At 36.1% G+C, this 870-nt stretch carries 2 protein-coding genes; both read left to right on the top strand.

The window, feature by feature from the left end:
- The first annotated feature begins 133 nt into the window (after positions 1-133).
- Positions 134-454 (top strand): PadR family transcriptional regulator, encoded by a 321-nt coding sequence (locus KI369_RS28585; RefSeq protein ID WP_212959010.1) that lies wholly within the window; start codon positions 134-136, stop codon positions 452-454.
- A gap of 75 nt (positions 455-529) precedes the next feature.
- On the top strand, positions 530-870 hold a 341-nt coding region (locus KI369_RS28580), incomplete at its 3' end, for a DUF1048 domain-containing protein (RefSeq protein ID WP_212959009.1).

The following is an 870-nucleotide window of genomic DNA, read 5'->3' as shown; positions in this document are numbered from 1 at the left end:
ATACAATGTAGTTGTAATAAGTAATACTGAATAGTGTGATTTTACTCAAAAGCTGTTCAGTAAAAATTCGCCTTAGTACTCTGTGATACTGAATATAAGTCAGACAGAATAGGGGGTAAAGGAGGATCATAACATGGAAAATTTAACTGAAATGCTGAAAGGTTCACTGGAAGGGTGTGTGCTGGAAATCATTAGCCGCCGAGAAACGTATGGCTATGAGATTACCCGCCACCTGAATGATCTTGGGTTTACCGAAGTCGTAGAAGGGACGGTTTATACTATCCTCGTACGATTAGAAAAGAAAAAGCTTGTGAATATTGAAAAGAAACCATCAGATATGGGACCGCCTCGTAAGTTTTATTCATTAAATGAGAATGGCCGCCAGGAACTTGAATTGTTTTGGAAAAAATGGGATTTTGTATCTTCAAAAATTAACGTCTTGAAGTCAAACTAGCCTCATAATATAAAATGTTCCGGCTCATATTTGGAGAGTTTCTTGTTCTGCTTTATAAAAAAGGAGGAAAATAAGATGTTGGAAATATTTAAAAAATTAATTGGTGATAAAAAAGAGTACAAAATGATGATGGCACGTGTTGCAGCACTACCGGAAGACTATCAGTTTGTGTTTAAGAAAATCCAAAACTACATGTGGAATTTTTCGGCTGGAAACGGGATGGATATGTTACACATACAATATGAATTAATCGATTTGTTTGAAAATGGTGCAGCAGAAGGCAGACAAGTGCTTGACATTACTGGGGAGGACGTAGCATCCTTTGCTGATGAACTAGTGGCAAATGCGAAAACGTATGTTTCTAAGTATCGTGAAGATTTGAATGAAAGTATCATGAAGAAATTGAGAAAAAAATA

Origin of the sequence: Bacillus sanguinis (assembly GCF_018332475.1) — a bacterium.
Lineage (GTDB): Bacteria > Bacillota > Bacilli > Bacillales > Bacillaceae_G > Bacillus_A > Bacillus_A sanguinis.
The sequence above is the reverse complement of the archived record's forward strand: the minus strand, read 5'-3'. Positions and strand labels throughout refer to the sequence as shown.

What these genes read in the sequence shown, in the direction of transcription:
- KI369_RS28585 (WP_212959010.1), top strand. Translation starts at nt 134, where the DNA reads ATGGAAAATTTAACTGAAATGCTGAAAGGTTCACTGGAAGGGTGTGTG.